At 38.7% G+C, this 16,097-nt stretch carries 18 protein-coding genes and 1 pseudogene; 10 read left to right on the top strand and 9 right to left on the bottom strand.

Annotated elements, in window-relative coordinates; all coding sequences use genetic code 11:
- Positions 1–425 precede the first annotated feature (425 nt).
- Complete coding sequence (locus FJR08_RS12370; RefSeq protein WP_015083438.1) at positions 426–911, top strand: hypothetical protein; 486 nt, start codon at positions 426–428, stop codon at positions 909–911.
- Positions 912–1,154: 243 nt separating this feature from the next.
- Positions 1,155–2,261, top strand: coding sequence for a fatty acid desaturase (locus FJR08_RS12365; RefSeq protein WP_168633361.1), 1,107 nt, complete (start codon positions 1,155–1,157; stop codon positions 2,259–2,261).
- 454 nt (positions 2,262–2,715) lie between these two features.
- On the opposite strand, the gene FJR08_RS12360 is transcribed toward FJR08_RS12365, so the two are convergent.
- Entirely contained in the window at positions 2,716–2,997 is a 282-nt protein-coding gene (locus FJR08_RS12360) for a TMEM165/GDT1 family protein (protein WP_015083436.1), read from the bottom strand.
- Between the two features lie 30 nt (positions 2,998–3,027).
- Positions 3,028–3,405, bottom strand: coding sequence for a TMEM165/GDT1 family protein (locus tag FJR08_RS12355; RefSeq protein WP_015083435.1), 378 nt, complete (start codon positions 3,403–3,405; stop codon positions 3,028–3,030).
- Positions 3,406–3,945: 540 nt separating this feature from the next.
- Here FJR08_RS12355 and FJR08_RS12350 point away from each other — a divergent pair.
- Together FJR08_RS12350 and FJR08_RS12345 are read left to right on the top strand one after the other, a co-directional pair.
- The gene (locus FJR08_RS12350) at positions 3,946–5,127 is read left to right on the top strand and encodes an AAA family ATPase (RefSeq protein ID WP_168633360.1); all 1,182 of its coding nucleotides are present in this window, start codon (positions 3,946–3,948) and stop codon (positions 5,125–5,127) included.
- Positions 5,124–5,855, top strand: a complete 732-nt coding sequence (locus tag FJR08_RS12345) for a hypothetical protein (protein ID WP_148761108.1) — start codon at positions 5,124–5,126, stop codon at positions 5,853–5,855. The genes FJR08_RS12350 and FJR08_RS12345 overlap by 4 nt, the downstream gene beginning before the upstream one ends.
- Before the next feature lie 89 nt (positions 5,856–5,944).
- Here the strand turns inward: FJR08_RS12345 and FJR08_RS12340 are convergent, their stop codons facing one another.
- Complete coding sequence (locus FJR08_RS12340) at positions 5,945–6,295, bottom strand: YkgJ family cysteine cluster protein (protein WP_168633359.1); 351 nt, start codon at positions 6,293–6,295, stop codon at positions 5,945–5,947.
- Positions 6,296–6,461: 166 nt separating this feature from the next.
- On the opposite strand from FJR08_RS12340, the gene psb30 reads away from it, so the two are divergent.
- Positions 6,462–6,581: a photosystem II reaction center protein Ycf12/Psb30 gene (gene psb30 / locus FJR08_RS12335; protein ID WP_028084264.1), complete on the top strand. Its 120-nt coding sequence runs from the start codon at positions 6,462–6,464 to the stop codon at positions 6,579–6,581.
- 112 nt (positions 6,582–6,693) lie between these two features.
- Here psb30 and recJ read toward each other — a convergent pair whose 3' ends face one another.
- On the bottom strand, positions 6,694–8,739 hold the full coding sequence (gene recJ / locus FJR08_RS12330; RefSeq protein ID WP_168633358.1) for a single-stranded-DNA-specific exonuclease RecJ: 2,046 nt from the start codon (positions 8,737–8,739) through the stop codon (positions 6,694–6,696).
- A 69-nt stretch (positions 8,740–8,808) separates the two neighbouring features.
- Between recJ and surE the strand changes: the two genes are divergently transcribed.
- Positions 8,809–9,489 (top strand): 5'/3'-nucleotidase SurE, encoded by a 681-nt coding sequence (gene surE, locus FJR08_RS12325; RefSeq protein ID WP_168633357.1) that lies wholly within the window; start codon positions 8,809–8,811, stop codon positions 9,487–9,489.
- Here the strand turns inward: surE and FJR08_RS23245 are convergent.
- The 5 genes from FJR08_RS23245 to FJR08_RS12305 form a co-directional block, all read right to left on the bottom strand.
- Positions 9,473–9,628 carry a hypothetical protein gene (locus FJR08_RS23245; protein ID WP_217357513.1) on the bottom strand — a complete coding sequence of 52 codons (156 nt, stop codon included), beginning with the start codon at positions 9,626–9,628 and terminating at the stop codon, positions 9,473–9,475. The genes surE and FJR08_RS23245 overlap by 17 nt on opposite strands.
- Positions 9,621–9,914, bottom strand: coding sequence for a hypothetical protein (locus tag FJR08_RS12320; protein ID WP_015083427.1), 294 nt, complete (start codon positions 9,912–9,914; stop codon positions 9,621–9,623). The genes FJR08_RS23245 and FJR08_RS12320 overlap by 8 nt, the downstream gene beginning before the upstream one ends.
- A gap of 172 nt (positions 9,915–10,086) precedes the next feature.
- Positions 10,087–10,758 (bottom strand): HupE/UreJ family protein, encoded by a 672-nt coding sequence (locus FJR08_RS12315; protein ID WP_168633356.1) that lies wholly within the window; start codon positions 10,756–10,758, stop codon positions 10,087–10,089.
- A 66-nt stretch (positions 10,759–10,824) separates the two neighbouring features.
- Complete coding sequence (locus tag FJR08_RS12310; protein ID WP_168633355.1) at positions 10,825–12,576, bottom strand: ABC transporter ATP-binding protein; 1,752 nt, start codon at positions 12,574–12,576, stop codon at positions 10,825–10,827.
- Between the two features lie 160 nt (positions 12,577–12,736).
- Complete coding sequence (locus FJR08_RS12305; RefSeq protein WP_015083424.1) at positions 12,737–13,423, bottom strand: hypothetical protein; 687 nt, start codon at positions 13,421–13,423, stop codon at positions 12,737–12,739.
- A 526-nt stretch (positions 13,424–13,949) separates the two neighbouring features.
- Here FJR08_RS12305 and FJR08_RS12300 point away from each other — a divergent pair.
- From FJR08_RS12300 to FJR08_RS12285, 4 genes and pseudogenes are all read left to right on the top strand, one after another.
- Positions 13,950–14,852, top strand: a complete 903-nt coding sequence (locus tag FJR08_RS12300) for a DUF2382 domain-containing protein (RefSeq protein WP_168633379.1) — start codon at positions 13,950–13,952, stop codon at positions 14,850–14,852.
- Between the two features lie 43 nt (positions 14,853–14,895).
- Positions 14,896–15,078, top strand: a complete 183-nt coding sequence (locus FJR08_RS12295; RefSeq protein WP_168633354.1) for a CsbD family protein — start codon at positions 14,896–14,898, stop codon at positions 15,076–15,078.
- 105 nt (positions 15,079–15,183) lie between these two features.
- Positions 15,184–15,813 (top strand): general stress protein, encoded by a 630-nt coding sequence (locus tag FJR08_RS12290; protein WP_168633353.1) that lies wholly within the window; start codon positions 15,184–15,186, stop codon positions 15,811–15,813.
- A gap of 14 nt (positions 15,814–15,827) precedes the next feature.
- A pseudogene (locus FJR08_RS12285) lies at positions 15,828–16,097 on the top strand (transporter); the annotation flags it as partial.

Raw genomic sequence — 16,097 nt, 5'->3', positions numbered from 1 at the left:
CATGAGCGACTGCTGAACCCCGAAGGGGCTACGCATTCCGGGGTGTCGTGGCTCAAATAACGGCTACCCTTCGACTCCCTTCGACACCGCTCAGGGCAGGTCACTCAGGGTGGTCTGGTCAGCACGGCTTGCTTGATTACTCTTGCAAGCCCAGTCCCTTTAGGGCTGGGTTACTGACGGTAGATGCTGAGAATTTATTGGCACAGATTATTGTGATTCCTTCTGATCATAACGTGATGTGGGGGATTGGGAGCGATCGCTTCAGGTTTATTTATTTTTATTAAACTACCCTTGGTCTGGGAATGATTTTTTCCTTTGGGAGGAAATCTGGGTTAGAGTTTCTTGTTTGTAACAATTAATTGATATTTGTTGCCAAAATCACTGTTTTAGTTAGACTCTAAGAAGACAACAAAGCAATTATTTTTATGAACACTCTTTCTAGTCTGGAATTTAAACGGTCAACTTGGCAAACAGCGATTATGTTAACTCTGGGCTTCTGGCTCAGTGCTAGTCTGGTTTTAGATTGGGTAATTATGCCTAGTCTTTACTTTGCTGGCATGATGAATGAGGCTAATTTTTCTACAGCAGGTTATCTGGTTTTTTGGAATTTTAATCGCCTAGAATTATTGTCTGCTACTGTGGTTTTAACTGCTGTACTGGCTATTAGCAAGACTAAATCTAATTGGCCTTTAGGTAGTATTGCTTTATCTGGAATTCTGTTAACAGTAGCATTACTAGATACTTATTTCTTAACTCCCCAAATGTGCGCTCTAGGTGCTAATTTCAGCTTACTTACTAGTAATCTAGTTCCACCACAAATGAACTTATTACACAGCGGTTATTTTCTATTAGAAGCATTAAAGCTAGTAGCAGGTGGTATTCTGTTAAATTTGTACTGGCGCGAAGCTTAATGTTTAAAAAGTAAAAAATATCACACTATCAAGCATAAACACTGGCATTGTCCGGGATTTTGAAGATTGCTATCTAGCTAAACATTAACCCAATATTTGTCATACTAGATATAGTATAAAATAGCGTGCAGAATCTGGGTTAATGAATCGCCAAAAACCTCAATTTTTGGTGAGCTTATGACAAAGTAATTCCCAGCCAACATCACCGGACTGTTAGTAAAGATAGTGGTCAAACTAATCATAATGATTAAAAAATCAGATTTTGTCTTAGCTCCCTACATGAAGAGCAACGACTTACGCGCAACTTATCAAGTCCTTAATACAGTTGTTCCCTATATTTTGTTATGGATTTTAGCAGCAAAAGCAGCAGAATTTTCCTTTTGGTTGCTGCCACCAATCATGATTTTGATCATACTATTTTCACTGCGTTGTTTTTCTTTAATGCACGATTGTGGACATTATTCACTCTTTAGATCAAAACGGGTAAATAGAGTGGTAGGGTTTATTTTGGGAGTGATGAATGCCATCCCTCAATATCCTTGGTCAAGAGGTCATGCTTATCATCATAAAACAAATGGTGATTGGGAAAAATATCGAGGACCAGCTTCATTAATCTCCACAGAGCAGTTTAGTAAACTTAGTCCTTTTGCCCAAAAGCGGTATGAATTACTTAGGCATCCATTAATGCTGCTTCCCGGCGGTTTTTTCTATCTAGCAATTAAGCCCAGACTGGCACTAATCGCTGGTTTGTATGGTTTTATAGGTCATTTGCTGACTTGCATACAGAAAGAACCGACTATGGATATCAAGGAAATCATTTACTCTTATAAATCCAGAAATTGGTACACAACAGGAGAGTTTTTTGATATCCTTTTCAACAATATTTGCGTAGTTAGTAGTTGGATTTATTTGGGTTATTTACTAGGATTTGGATTCTTCTTTGGGGTTTACTCAATCACTCTCACCTTTTCAGCAGCAATTTTCATTTGTATCTTCTTTGTACAGCACAACTTTGATGGCTCTTACGCCCATAAAACTGAAGGTTGGGATTATACTCTAGGAGCATTAGAAGGCAGTAGTTACTTAGAATTACCCAGAGTTCTTAAATGGTTTGGGGCAGACATAGGTTATCACAATATCCACCATCTTTCTGAAAGAATACCTAATTACAATCTGGAAGCTTGCCATAATCAAAATATTCATTTACTGACCCATGTAAAAAAGCTAAAAATAGCGGATATTCCTGATTGCTTCCAATTTATTTTGTGGGACGCATCGGAGGATCGTCTTGTATCTATCGCCTCATTTCATCAATCAACCGCTTACGGTAGTAACTTTATGTTACAATAGCGGATCTGCTTAATTTCCGATCATTTATAAGAGCATCCGGTAAGCGTAAAACTCAGCGGCTAAAGCCGCTGAAATATAAGCGACACGAGGGATTTTAATCCCTGTGGTATGTTAGAATCAAATTGTGAGTAAGAACAAAAAACATCTATGTGTTGAAGCATCCTAGTACGGAGAAATCCCGGCTCCTATGAAACAACGGTTAGGTTCAAGTCCTAACGGCAGTATTGACAAGAAAGAGCGAGTAATGGCAGGGTGTGGAGCGTACCGAGTCTTGGCTTAGTGATGGATTCTGAAAACACTGAAAACAATAAAAGTAAGCGCAATTTCGACACCTTGATTGGCAGTTGTTTTGAGCGTCTAGGCGGCGTTTGGCGGTCGCAGCGAGATTGGATTGGGCTAAACCCTTAATCTAATTCTGTCAGTAGAATCTCAGTGGCTTGGCTCCCTGAGAGTGTCAATCCTCTTCACTGTTGGGTAATAAGAGACGGATAGCAAGAATGGCAAATCCCACAGCAGCGATCGCTTTTAAAATCCGTGTAGGCAAAAATTGGGACACTGCACCACCCGCTAATGCTCCCAGGAGACTGGTTAATACTAAAGCGCCTGCTGTACCAAAAAATATAGCTTTTCGAGATTGTCCTTGTCCAGAAAGAGCGATCGCTGCTAACTGACTTTTATCACCCAATTCTGACAAAAATACCGTGACAAAGCTTAGTCCTAAAAGATGCCAGTTCATAATTTCCCCAGTTCACAATATTTACAAGTATTAACCCTGAATTACATCCCATACCAACATGACGGAAATCAGTAATAACATCACCCCGGCTGATTTCTCAACGGTTTTAGGGCTAAGTTTTGTAGATATCCAACCACCTAATAATACTCCCAGTAAGCTAGTAGTAATTAATGCTACTGCCGAACCCAGAAAAACCACCCAAGGGGCATGAGATTCTGCACTCATTAACAGGGTAGAAAGTTGGGTTTTATCACCAATTTCCGCGAGAAAAATGGTGATGAAGGTTGTCCCAAATACCATAAATACAGATTCTTTCGGTTGGGGATGATCCTTAACTATGGATTGATGTAATTGGCTTTCAGTTTCTGATAAGTGGGAAATGCTGACAGGTGGAGTATCAAGTTTCACAGGCGCTAATCTTGTCTCTAAGTTGTTTTCATATTCTCTTTATTTTCTCATATTGTTGTCATAAATTGCAACTGGATTTGTTAAAAACCGACAGCTTGATCAAAACGGATTTGTTCCAAACTGCGATCGCTCTGCTTATACTCGTCAAGATGTAATATCAAGCAAATAGCAGTATTTATTTTTTATATAAAGATTATTGATGAGAATACACGCTTAGAGGGTGTTTGAAAAGTTATGGTTGATGTATCAAATATTTTTTACCCCACCCTAACCCTCCCCTTGTAAAGGGGAGGGAACTGGATTTTTATTGTTTCCCCCCTTTACAAGGGGGGACTAAGGGGGGTAGCAATGTGATGAAAATTACGGAATACCACTTTTCAAACATCCTCTTAATTAATGATATTAAAAAGTAATCTAAAACAAAATCTCTGATCATAACTTTGAGTGCTAAAATACCGGATATAGAGCGAATTGAAGATATTCATCTCAGAAGTTATTTGAGATTCTCTATATAATTGCTTGTTAAGAAAAGTAAGAAATATGAAAATACAGAGTTTTAAATTCAGTAACAATAAAGAAAATTGGCACATTGAGGAAGTTAAATTTGAGAATCTAAATTTACTTGTCGGTGGTTCTGGAGTTGGAAAGACAAGAATTTTAAGAGCGCTTCATTTGATTTGTAATGTTGCAAAAGGTAGAAATCGCAATATAGATGATTTAGAATGGAGTATCAATTTCTCTCATTTAGAACAAGATTATAGATGGGAGTTAAAAAGTTCTTCAACTAAGAAAGAAGAAATATTTTCAGATGTAAATGAGTCAAAACAGACTGAAATTGTGTATGAAAAATTAGTTCGATATGATGGTGATTCTGAATTGGAGATACTTCTCCGCACTCACTTAGAATCAAAATTCAATAACGAAAAATTGCCTAAGTTGAAAAGAACTGAAAGTGCAATTAATCTTCTTTCAGAAGAAGATTTGATTATTCCAGTCCGTAAAGCATTTAAAAGATTAATATTCAACTTTGAAACGGCTGAAAGCCAGAGATTTACGTTTGCGAATGACTATGATGATATGACTACAATTATTAACGGACTAAAAGAAATTACTACTATTAATAACTTAAAAAAAATTACTGCTAATTCCAGTTTTAAAGAAGTTTTTGCTGGTGCTTTACCAGTCATAAAGGCTTTTTGGTTGCAGGAAACTTTTCCAGATGATTTCAAGGAAATTAAAGAATATTATATTAATATTTTTCCACAAGTAAATAATGTCAGAGTTACTAGTGAGAAATGCTTAAATGGTGATAATGTTTTGATATTCTTTGAAATTGAAGAAGTTGGTTTAGAGTGGATTCCTCAAAAGCAAATTTCATCAGGTATGTTTCGTACTTTAATTTTTTTAGTTCAAGTAATTTCCGCTCCTAAAGAATCAGTAATTTTAATTGATGAATTTGAAAATAGTTTAGGAATTAATTGTATGCCAGATTTAACAGACTTCATCCTTGATAAATCCTCAGATATACAGTTTATACTTACTAGCCATCATCCATATATTATCAATAATATTCCTTGGAAAACTTGGCAAATAGTTAGTAAATCTGGAAATAAAGTCAAAGTTAGAAAAGCTTCTGATATTCCAGCACTTGATACAGCTTCTAGCTTAGATAAGTTTACTCAATTAATTAATTTACTTGATAGTGAGGAATTTTCTGCGTGAATCTTTTATTTTTAGTAGAGGGGGGCAAGACTGAACCAAAAGTATATAAAGCATGGTTACAACATTTATTTCCTAGCTTAACTTTTGTTGTTAGACCTGAAGATATGACAATGAATACTTGTCGAATTATTGCAGGTAATGGCTATCCGAGTATGGTTGATAGACAGAATAACAATTCAGAAGTTTCTCGACTGGAAGCTTGTCTAATTGATATAGAAAAATTCGGTAATGTCAACCATTTTTTTATATGTATTGACTCTGAAGAACATTCTTATACTGCTCGTTTTCATGAACTTAAATCTAAACTTGATGCACTCAAATCTGGCTACAATATAGATAGTTCAAAAACAGAGATTCATATAATAATTCAGCATTGCTGTTTTGAAACATGGGCATTAGGTAATGCAGAAATTCCTAACGAATATCCTTTAATTAAAAGTTCCACAATTTTATCAGATTTTAAAACATATTACGATGTTTTAGTCAATGATCCTGAAGAAATGTCCTGCTGTCCAACTGGACGTACTTTTAGCACGAAAGCGCGATTTCATAAACACTATCTACAAGAATATCTCGGACAGTTTGGTTTGTTTTATAGCAAGAAAAATCCAAAAGTTGTAGCGGATAAAAAGTATCTAGATGCGTTAAAAAAGCGATGTGAATCAATGAATCATTTATCTAGCTTGAAATTATTGTTAGATATATGGGATAGCATAGAAACTTTGTAAGCAGTAGCAAAACTTAGGTACATGAAGGTGAATCTCCCATTGATTACTGCGCTCAAAAACACAATGAGAGAATAATTATATGAATTAAATCAAAAACCGACGGCTTGATCAAAACGGATTTGTTCCAAACTGCGACCGCCATAAACCCCCTCAATTTGCTGATGACAGCAATCAATGGCAAAATCGTTCACATCCTCCGCTTCAATCCCATACATCTCCTCAAAAGTCTCTGCTTCCACACGACAGAACCAAGGACGGGTAGAATAGATTTTACATTCTCGCGTACCATGATCATAATTTACGCACCATCCTCCCTCACCGACCATACTGAGATAAAGTTCTAAATCTGGTGGTGAAAGATACTCTTCTATATCTGGACGATCCGCTGGTGTCAGGTTACAACAAGCCCCACACTGAGCTATACATTGCCAAGTAGCCATATTTTTAACCTTCTAGTATTCCTGCTATTCTACTTTTTTATGACTTTTCTTATAATTTTGTGAAGTAAATTAAATTTTAGATCCCCTAAACAGATATGATAAGTTGCGGGTTTTGTCATGGAATTATTAAATCTTTTTAAACCATTAAAATCATTGGGAGGAAAAAATGGACATTTTAGCTAACATCAATTGGGAAGTCGTCTTGCAGTTAACTTGCGTGGGACTAATTGTGATTTCAGGACCCATAGTCATCTTCGTTCTAGCATTTCGCAACGGCAACCTGTAAATTGGGTAATTGGTAATTGGTAATTGGTAATTGGTAATGCTTTGTCTAATCACCAATTACCCGTTGGAGATAATAGAATCTTAAATTACCCATTTAAGAGAGTTTTTAATCTTTAATTCTGCACAGAGGTAGACAAAGCCTGAATTGCATTTTGCACAATTCCCTCATATATGGGTTGAGATAAATTTACCTGTTCAGCATTTTCGCGCTTGAAACCCAACAAACCAAATTTATCTTCTGGTCGCATGACTAAAACTTTACCTTCAGAATTTTTAACTCTTAATTCTCTACTTATACCATTTTCATAGATTCCGCAGGTATATTGACGCTGTTTATATTCAAAACTAGCCCGTGATAGATTTGGTGAATTAGTGAAAAGTTCAACAACGTGATTTGGGAGTTTTGCACCTACTAACTCCATTTCAATGGTAGTTTTGCCATTAAAGTTATTTTCACGCAGTTTGTAAGCAATATCCAATCTTGATGGTAAGGGAAAATAATCACCCCAACGCCATGCTATGCCTTTAATTTCTTGACGCTGATTGTCTATAGTTTGGGATACAGTTAATTTAATGTGACCTTTCCCAACTATTTTCTGTTCAATCACTTGGACATTAGCAGTCCAAAAAATTGGATCTGAGTTATCAATACCGCAGGGGTGAAGAATATTTAACTGCTGAAAAATATCCTGGTTAATTTCGTGAATATTAACTTGAGTATCTATTTTCAACAGCGGTTTCAGGTGTTGAAGTTCCAAACACTGATTTGCAAATGCAGATAAACGCAACCGCAATTCTGGTAAATTCTCCGCTGGTAAAGAAAATCCTCCCGCAGCTTTGTGTCCCCCAAATTTACCTAATAAATCTCGACAAGTATCTAAAGCTGCAAATACATGAAATTCAGGAATTCCTCGCGCTGAACCCCGAATTATGGTTTCATTTTCGTAAGTTCCAATAAATACAGGAACACCATAACGTTCTAGTAAGCGAGAAGCAACAATCCCAATAACACCATGATGCCAATTATCTTTGATAACAACTAATACGCGGTCTTTTTGTAAAGAGTTTATATATAAATCTTCAACAATAGCAATGGCTTCTTTTTCAATTTCCTCGCACATTTGTTGACGTTGAGTATTAGTTTGTTCACATTGGATAGCTTTGGCTAGTGCAATACCAAAATCATCAGTTGTGAGCAAATCAATAACAATTTGTGGATCACCAATTCTGCCGATAGCATTAATTCTTGGTCCCAATCTAAAACCAATATCTTCGGGTTTTAAAGATTTAGAAGTTTGATTTTTTTCTCCTTCGCTGGCTTGAACTCCGGCAATTTGAATTAATGCTTGTATCCCTGGTAAATTAGATTTTGGTAATAACTTTAAACCCCGTTTTACCCAGCGACGATTCACACCGGTTAAAGGGGCTAAATCGGCAATAGTTCCCAAGGTAAATAAAGCTAACAGTGGCTGCACTAAACCTTTGATTTCTCCTAATTGTTGGGCTAAACAAACGGCTAAAATGTAAGCCACACCCACACCAGCTACACCCCGATAGGGAGAAGATTCAGCTATTAGTTTCGGGTTGAGAATCGCGTTAGCTGGAGGTAATATTTGGGGAACATCATGATGATCTGTGATAATAACTTTTAAACCCAGTTCTCTGGCTCTAGTAATTGGTTCAACCGCAGAAATTCCATTATCCACCGTCAGAATTAGTTTCACCCCTTCATCATGAAACTCTTCGACAATCCGGTTATTAATCCCATAACCATCGTGCATTCGACTAGGAATAGCATAATCAACATCAGCGCCCAAAGCCCTAAGACTTCTCAGCAGTACTGCAGTACTGGTCATACCATCAGCATCATAGTCTCCACAGATAGCTATCTTCTCTTTATTGGCGATCGCTAATTCCAATAATTCCACACTCGCAGCTAAATCAGGGAATTCTTCGAGAGGAGAAGGTAAAATCAGAGATTCGGGATCTAAAAATATCTTGGCATCTTCTGGGGTTTCCATGCCCCGATTAATTAATAATTGGCTGATAATTGGCGAGATATTTGTTAAATTCGCTAATATTAAACTAGCTTCTGGATTTTTTGCTGCAATTTGCCAACGTTGATTGGGTAAGCGTTTGGAAGATTTGTCATTGGTCATAGAAGAGTTAAAAGTCTATTTAATAGACTATTCTAAGTTACGTATTGTCAGATATCAAATCGGTTCTATATGACTATAATTTTAACCAATGACGACGGTATTGATGCACCGGGTATTGCAGCTTTATTTAAAGCAGTAAATGGTAAGTCGGTAATTATTGCTGCACCGCAATCACATCAATCTGGCTGCGGACATCAAGTTACTACCCATCAACCGATTAATCTTCAACGGCGTTCAGATTGTGAATATGCTATTGGTGGCACTCCTGCTGATTGTATCAGAGTTGCCATTTCACATATTGCTGAAGATATCAAATATGTAATCTCAGGTATTAATGCTGGTGGAAACTTGGGAGTTGATGCTTATATTTCTGGGACTGTGGCTGCTGTTAGAGAGGCTGCAATGCACGGAATTCCCGGAATTGCTGTTTCTCAATATCGTCACGGTAAACGCGATTATGATTGGGATGCGGCTATGAGATGGACATCTGCATTGTTAGAATATTTGATGGAACTTCCCCTCGAACCTGGATGTTTTTGGAATGTTAATTTACCACACCTGTTACCGCAACAAGCAGATCCAGAAGTAGTATTTTGTCAACCTTGTTCCAAACCTTTACCTGTTAATTACCGAATAGAAGGTGATGATTTTTACTACACAGGAGAATATAGTAAACGAGAACGGACTCCTAATGGTGATGTTGATATATGTTTTTCTGGAAAAATCGCGGTGACTAAGTTAAGGGTTTAAGGTAATTAGGGCTTACTAATTCAGGTTCTAAATTCTTCTTCCTTCTTTCTTCTTCCTGATAGCGTAGCGTGGCGTTAGCCATACTCCATACTCCTGACTCCTGACTCGGTGACTCCTGACTCCTCCTATAATTATTCATCTTGCAACAAGGATACAAGTCCATCTAAGGTTTGTGACAATTGAGTGATTTGTTCCATAGAATCCTTCTGCGAGTCAGCCAAACTTTGCACAGCGTCACATAAAGCAAAAATCTGATATCCTTGCTGCTGTACTTGTTTTCCTTGAGCCTCTATTTGTAGACTCAGAGCATCTACTCTGTGAGCAAGACGTTCAATTGTCTCAGTTGTCGAGAGTACAGCGTCTCCAATCTGTTCAACAATAGATTCTAGACGACTGATTCTTGTTTCTATTCCAGTTGCAATCATTTCTGGCCTGCTCCAATCTTGAGAAAAAATCATCACAGTAATATTCCTAAATATTCATCCAATAGTTTCCTCATCAGCACTGTTAACAAATCAAGTAATTTGTCATCATTCCTCTTACTTTTAACTTCGAGCTTGCGGTATTAGTCCCAATTCCTATTCCCCAATCCATAAGTTAAATTACTGAGTAACCCAAAAATACGATACCAATTGCACAGAATACTAAACCAGCAAAACGGATGATTTTTGGGAAGATTTGGTTAATTTCATTGATGCCAAAATTTACACCTATTTTTCTGGCACTCATGATAATTACTGTTTGGGTGAAGGCAACACTAATGACAAAGTTAATTATAGTAAATGTTTCCGCACCGAGGATGGATGTAGCATCAGAGTAACCTTGAAATATACCAGCAGTAGCACTTAATAAAGCTATTGCCAACCAATGAATAGGAATTGGTGTAACTAACATGATTCCTAATGCAATGGTACAAATAGCGATCGCTATTGCTGGTGCAGGTAAGATCACTGGAGATAAATTAATCAATTGTCCACAGATAGCAGCAATGACAAAGGTGATATTTAGGCAATTACCACGGGTAAATCTAGCGGAAAATAAACCTAATGCTACAATCCCTGCAAAACGGTCTAAACTAATCACTGGATCGGCTATACCCCAAATAAACCCTTCCCAGATGGTGGAAACATTATGTTCAATGGGTGATCCACCGGCTGAAGTCAGTAAACTAATGACGACTAAAAGAGCTATCGCTCCTAAAAGACGCTGCTGTTTAGATGTTAATAAGTTACTGGACTCAGAAGCTACTAACTGTGAATTTTTAAACATCTTTAGATTATGCTGGTTAGTGATTAATACTACTGCTAATTATTACAAAAATTAATCCATTTTGGTTCAATGTAATAGTTCTTCTACTTGGTGTTGATGCCACAAATTTTGATAAAGTCCAGGCTGTTCTACCAGTTCTGAGTGATGACCAGTCTGGACGATTTTCCCCTGTTCCATGACCAAAATTCGGTCAGATGTGGCAGCAGCAGCAAGTTGGTGGGTAATGAAAATTACGGTTTTTCTTTTTGTCCCTGTAGCCAGATTGGTGAGGATTTGTGTAGCAGTTTGATTGTCTACACTGGATAGGGCATCATCCAACAGCAAGATGGGGGCATCAATTAACATTGCTCTTGCTAAAGCTGTGCGTTGTCTTTGTCCACCAGAAAGGGTAATTCCTCGCTCACCCACTAGGGTTTCATACTGTTGGGGGAAATTCTGAATTTCTGCGTCAATTTGCGCCATTTTGGCGGCGTAAACTACGTCTTCTGCGGCGGAGACGGGATCACCATAACGGATATTATTTTTGACGGTGGTACTGAATAAAAAGCTATCTTGTGGTACGTAGGCGATCGCTCCGCGTAAATCACTCACCGCTAGTTTTGTCACATCCAACCCATCTAAAAACAACTGTCCTGGCTGAATATCCAATAATCTGGGGAAAGCATTCGCTAAGGTTGATTTTCCTGAACCAACCGGACCGACAATAGCGACTACTTCCCCAGGAGCAATCCTAAAATTAAGATGTTCTAGAACTGGGGTATTTACGCCGGGGTAGGTGTAACTAAAGTTTACTGCTGTCAGTTCCCCTTTGAGTTTGTTAACCTCCAGATGAATACTATCTGGTGTGTCTTGAATTTTGGGAGTCACACTGAGAATAGTTTCTAAACGGTCAATACTGACTTCACCCCGTTGGTAAGCAGTAATGGTGAATCCTAATAAAGCGGTAGGGAAAATTAATCGCTCTACATAAATTAGCAAAGCCAGAAAGTCACCAATGGCAAGAGTTCCAGAGGATATTCTGGCTGTACCTAACCAAATAATAATCAAAGAACTGAGACTTGCTAACCCACCAATGAGCGGAAATAGGGTGTTGCGCGTTTTAGCTAGTTTGAGGTTAGCGGTTAATAGCTGTTCATTTTTCTGACTAAATGCTTGACGCTCATTGTCTTCTTGGGCGTAAATTTTAATCAGTGCCATACCGCTCATATCTTCCCGTACCAGTTCACTGATTTCTGCAAGTTGTTCTTGGACGGCGGTTTGTTCATTACGCAAGCGATCGCTAAAAAAATGCACCATCATAAACATGAACGGGTACACTGCTAATGATGCCAATGTCAGTTCCGCACTCAGAGACAACATCACTGGTAATGTCAGAGTATAGGCAAAAAAAGTATTTGCCAAACTTAATACAGCAAAACCTACCAACCGTCGAATATTATCTACATCACTGGTAGCGCGACTAATTAAATCCCCTGGAGTATTAACTGTAAAATAAGCAGGTTCTAATTGCAGCAGGTGTTGAAAAATCCGCTGTTTGAGGTCAAATTCCACCTGTCTTCCCACACCAAATATCCAAATCCGAGAAGCCATTCGCATCATCCACATAGCGGAACTAAGTAGGGCGATAAGGACTACATAATGGATGATTTGGCGAAAACTAAAACTCTTAGATAGAGTATCTACCCCTGAACGGATTAACAAAGGAATATATACACCCAGCCCATTGACAACTAATAAAGCAATAATACCGAAAACGGTTTCGCGCCAATGGGGGCGTAAATAAGCAGCGATTTTATCAAGTCTGTGAGATTTGGCCATGCCAACAATTATCTAACTTTTTGGTATTGTGGGGGAAGGAGTCAGGAGTCAGGAGTCAGGAGTCAGGAGGAATGAAGAAGAAGAAGAAGAAGGAAGAAGAAGGAGAAAGAAAAAAGAGGAAGAAAGAAATTTCTCCCCTGCCTCCTGCTCCCTGCCTCTTTTACGTCCGGCCACGTAGGAAAACATAAATCTGATTGAGATAACTTTCCCATACTTGGGTAGTAAGTTGCAGTGTTTCTGCATTAGGAACAAAGTCTTCTACCCGTAACCCGCGGGTGCTGATTGCTTGAGGATTTTGGAGGAGATAGGAAGGGATATTCGCAGTCAGACTATTGAAGGCTATAGTTGGAGAATTTATCTCTACCATTGGTGGGATGATATTTTGCTGAATATCTGAGATTGTGAAATTAGGATTTGCTGAACCAAAGGCGACTAGGGCGGATGGGGAAGTTTGGTGATTTATGTTCGTCCCCTCAACTGTGGCAACTGGTGATCTAACGAGGAAGTAAGCGATCGCTGGCGTGCTGGACAAAAGCAAAACCGTCAAAGCCCATCCTAATAAAAAACCGCCCGGTTTATCAATGCCACCGCCTTTGATTTTTTGAGCAGCTAGAAACAACATTAAAACCGAAGCGCCCAAAGGCTTGAGCGGGAAGGAGATAAATCGCCACAATGAAGCCAATGCTGGTTCATTGGGATTGAGAAATGCTAAAGCTAAAACAACAATGACTAACCCTAAAACAAATCTGCCGACAAAAGTTACTGATGGATAGAATCTTTGAAACAAAGAAAAGGCTACAACACCAATTAAGAGCCATAGCAAAACCCGGCTTAACAACTGAAACATAAATTAACTCTCTAATTTTTTAGCGCAGTAAGCCTAAAGACCGCGGGAAGTGGATTAATTTTATCGTCAAGCTGACTTAAAAATACCTCAAACTCACACCCAAAGATTACCGCCGTAGTGATTTTAATGCAATTTTTTGACACCGAGTGTATTATTTGCGATTTTCCCCAAGGGAAATTTTTAGATTATTTGGCTATAAACGAATTTATACACTTTTAAACCCACCCAGATCCCGGACTTCTTGGAGAAGTCGGGGATCTGAACTTTTCTGCACATTTACTTGGTTGAGAATCTCTGTCTATTGACATACAAGCATAATCAACCCTTTGATGGACGGTCTTAATCATAAAAATAACTAATGTATACATATTAGAACTAACAGAGCAGAAAAACTAATAACCCAATTGTACCAGGTTCTAATGTTGAGAATAATTGGTATTTGATGACATCAACTGATAGTGAAACTGGAACAGGAGCAAAATTATCAACCTGTTCCACATCCGTAAAAAGTGGAGATGGAAATAGTATGCCTCTTTTGAAAATTAAAGAATTTGATCCGAATTATCGAGAAAGTTTTGAAGGCAAAGATATCAAAGGTATGGGTGTCTATGCAACCGCAGATGAAAAAATTGGCACAGTCAGCGATATTTTAGTAGATGACCAAGGACATTTTCGCTATTTTGTTGTTGATTTAGGTTTGTGGATTTTTGGGAAAAAAGTTTTATTGCCAGTTGGTCGTTCGCGCATTGATCATACCTCTGAACGGATTTATACAGTGGGAATGACCAAACAACAAGCGGAGAATTTACCCGAATTTAACGAACACAAAGAAATTGATTATAACTATGAAGAACAAGTCAGAGGAGTGTATCGTTCCGAAGCATTCTTAGAAAGTTCCGGTTCTGTAGATACAGCCAGTTCTCGACCTGCGGGAGGTACTATGGTAGCCCCTCCCATAGTCCCACCGAGAAAGTCCGGTAACGGCAGTGCTGCCTATGACTATAAAGCAGATCCGGCTCTATATGCTTTGAATGATCAGGATCATCAAACTTTCAAACTATATCAAGAACGATTAATTGCCAACAAAGTCCGCGCCAAAACGGGAGAAGTGATTGTTGGGAAACATACAGAAACAGAAAAGGCGCGGGTTTCAGTCCCCATAGATAAAGAAAGAATTGTCATTGAACGAGTCACTCCTACAACTGCGGGAGAAACGGTAGCTTTAGGTAGCGATAGCTTTGGGACGACAGAAGTGAGTCGAATAGAACTTTATGAAGAAACTGCGGACATTCATAAAGAAGCTTTCTTGCGAGAAGAAGTCAGAGTTAATAAAGTTGTAGATCACGAAACCATTGAAGCAGAAGAAACTCTGCGTCGAGAAGAATTGGATGTTAACACCCAAGAACATCCGAATGTGGAAAGAAGATAAAACCCAGATTTCGCGTTAGTAAATTTTCCATTAGGAGCAGATTATGAGTGTGAAAAATAGAGCTAAGGCAACTGCCAAAAACATTGAAGGTAAGGTTCAAGAAGCCGTAGGTGATTTAACAGGAGATCCAAAAACTCAAGCAGAAGGCAAGGCAAAACAAGCAGAAGCCAAAGTTCGCCACGGAGTTGAAGATGTGAAGGATCAAGCCAAAGAAATTATTGAGTAGATTAACCAGGCAGGGGCGGGGGAAATAAGGCTTTTTTTGATCTTACAAACTAATTCTTAATTACCTTGTTACCTGCCACTTTTTCCCTTGTGAAAGGATAAAAAAATGACCTTGATTAATAATAAACGAGCAGTGGGAGTATTTTCTAGTCACGAAGAAGTAGAAGATGCTCTAAATGAACTGCGAGATAATGGATTTGACATGAATCAGGTATCTGTGATTGCTAAACATGATGAAGATCTAAATCAGCGATACCAAATTGGTGAAACACGAGTTCAAGAACCAACAGAAACCCGTGAAATCGGCCATGAAACCACTCATGAAACCACTCGTGTAGAGGAAGGTGCGAAAACTGGAGTCGAGGCAGGAGGAGCGGTTGGGGGGTTGACAGGGTTACTAATTGGGTTAGGAACTCTAGCAATTCCGGGGATTGGTCCAGTTATGTTAGCAGGAGCAGTAGCTACAGCGATCGCTACAACTCTAGCAGGTGGAGCTATCGGAGCAGCAGTTGGTGGTTTAATTGGTAGTTTAGTAGGTTTAGGAATTCCCGAACATCGGGCGCAAATCTACCATGATTATGTAGTTGATGGAGATTATCTAGTAATTGTAGATGGCACAGAGGCGGAAATCCTGAGAGCAGAAACAATTTTCAAGCACAAGGGAATGCGGGAATGGGAAGTTTACAATAGTCCAACCATTGGCCGTTCTGCTAATCCTGTTGTCTCGCGTGTGTAAAAGGGATTGGAAATATGAGAAAAATTACGCTTTTAGTCCTCAGTAGCATTTTACTTCTGGGAACAGTTGCTTGTGACAATAAAGCCAAAACCAGCAGCAGTGCGCCCGATTCTGCTGAGAAAACTGGTGAAGTTCCCACAGATAAAACCATTTTAGCCAATCAAAAAGACGCAACTAGCCAACTTCGTCGAGATCAACTCAACGCAGATATTCGCGCCCGTGAACAACGCAATAATGTCACTGGAGGGAATGCAACTCGCGCTAATAGTGATCTTGCCAGTGAG

The organism is Dolichospermum sp. UHCC 0260, assembly GCF_009711985.1.
GTDB classification, from domain to species: Bacteria; Cyanobacteriota; Cyanobacteriia; order Cyanobacteriales; family Nostocaceae; genus Dolichospermum; species Dolichospermum lemmermannii.
Note: the sequence above shows the minus strand (reverse complement) of the source record. Positions and strands in the feature narration are given on the sequence as shown.

Coding starts and splice junctions, on each gene's coding strand:
- FJR08_RS12300 (WP_168633379.1), top strand. CDS start 13,950: ATGCCTCTTTTGAAAATTAAAGAATTTGATCCGAATTATCGAGAAAGT.
- FJR08_RS12305 (WP_015083424.1), bottom strand. CDS start 13,423: ATGTTTCAGTTGTTAAGCCGGGTTTTGCTATGGCTCTTAATTGGTGTT.
- FJR08_RS12350 (WP_168633360.1), top strand. CDS start 3,946: ATGAAAATACAGAGTTTTAAATTCAGTAACAATAAAGAAAATTGGCAC.
- surE (WP_168633357.1), top strand. CDS start 8,809: ATGACTATAATTTTAACCAATGACGACGGTATTGATGCACCGGGTATT.
- FJR08_RS12295 (WP_168633354.1), top strand. CDS start 14,896: ATGAGTGTGAAAAATAGAGCTAAGGCAACTGCCAAAAACATTGAAGGT.
- FJR08_RS23245 (WP_217357513.1), bottom strand. CDS start 9,628: ATGAATAATTATAGGAGGAGTCAGGAGTCACCGAGTCAGGAGTCAGGA.
- FJR08_RS12315 (WP_168633356.1), bottom strand. CDS start 10,758: ATGTTTAAAAATTCACAGTTAGTAGCTTCTGAGTCCAGTAACTTATTA.
- FJR08_RS12290 (WP_168633353.1), top strand. CDS start 15,184: ATGACCTTGATTAATAATAAACGAGCAGTGGGAGTATTTTCTAGTCAC.
- recJ (WP_168633358.1), bottom strand. CDS start 8,739: ATGACCAATGACAAATCTTCCAAACGCTTACCCAATCAACGTTGGCAA.
- FJR08_RS12370 (WP_015083438.1), top strand. CDS start 426: ATGAACACTCTTTCTAGTCTGGAATTTAAACGGTCAACTTGGCAAACA.
- FJR08_RS12320 (WP_015083427.1), bottom strand. CDS start 9,914: ATGATTGCAACTGGAATAGAAACAAGAATCAGTCGTCTAGAATCTATT.
- psb30 (WP_028084264.1), top strand. CDS start 6,462: ATGGACATTTTAGCTAACATCAATTGGGAAGTCGTCTTGCAGTTAACT.
- FJR08_RS12365 (WP_168633361.1), top strand. CDS start 1,155: ATGATTAAAAAATCAGATTTTGTCTTAGCTCCCTACATGAAGAGCAAC.
- FJR08_RS12340 (WP_168633359.1), bottom strand. CDS start 6,295: ATGGCTACTTGGCAATGTATAGCTCAGTGTGGGGCTTGTTGTAACCTG.
- FJR08_RS12360 (WP_015083436.1), bottom strand. CDS start 2,997: ATGAACTGGCATCTTTTAGGACTAAGCTTTGTCACGGTATTTTTGTCA.
- FJR08_RS12310 (WP_168633355.1), bottom strand. CDS start 12,576: ATGGCCAAATCTCACAGACTTGATAAAATCGCTGCTTATTTACGCCCC.